General features: G+C 63.4%; 1 protein-coding gene. It reads right to left on the bottom strand.

From position 1 onward, the window contains the following. A partial coding sequence (locus tag EN845_RS33800) for a 2-oxo acid dehydrogenase subunit E2 (protein ID WP_189522911.1) occupies positions 1-703 on the bottom strand: 703 nt, incomplete at both ends.

Genomic DNA, 703 nt, shown 5'->3' with positions numbered 1-703 from the left:
AGACCAGCATGCCCATCGGGTTCTCGATCAACTTCTTGAAGGCGACCAAGAGTTCGGCCCCCAGCGCTCCGTCAACCGCACGATGGTCGGTCGACAGCGTCACCGACATCACGGTGGCGATCTTGACCTCGCCGTTCTTGACCACCGCCCGCTCCTCGCCGGCGCCGACCGCCAGGATCGTCGCGTGCGGCGGGTTGATGACCGCGGCAAAGTCCTTGATGCCGAACATGCCGAGGTTGGACACCGCCGTGGTGCCGCCCTGATATTCCTCCGGCTTCAGCTTGCGGCTACGGGCACGGCTCGCGAGATCCTTCATCTCGTTGGAAATGACCGACAGCGTCTTTTCATCCGCATGCCGAATGATCGGCGTGATCAGGCCGCCGGGGATCGAGACTGCGACGCCGACATCGGCATGCTTGTGCTTGACCATGGCGCTTTCGGTCCACGAGGCATTGGCATCCGGCACCGCCTTCAGCGCCATGGCCATCGCCTTGATCACCATGTCGTTGACCGACAGCTTGTAGGCGGGCGCCTCACCCTTGTCGGTCTTCTTCACCGGTGCCGCCGCATTGAGCTGCGTGCGCAGCGAAAGCAGCGCGTCGAGCTCGCAGTCGAGCGTCAGGTAGAAATGCGGGATGGTGGTCTTGGCCTCGACCAGGCGCCGCGCGATGGTCTTGCGCATATTGTCGTGCGGGACGAGTTC

Source organism: Mesorhizobium sp. M8A.F.Ca.ET.202.01.1.1 (assembly GCF_004791595.1).
Classification (GTDB): Bacteria; Pseudomonadota; Alphaproteobacteria; order Rhizobiales; family Rhizobiaceae; genus Mesorhizobium.
This window is presented reverse-complemented; position numbering and strand designations above follow the sequence as displayed.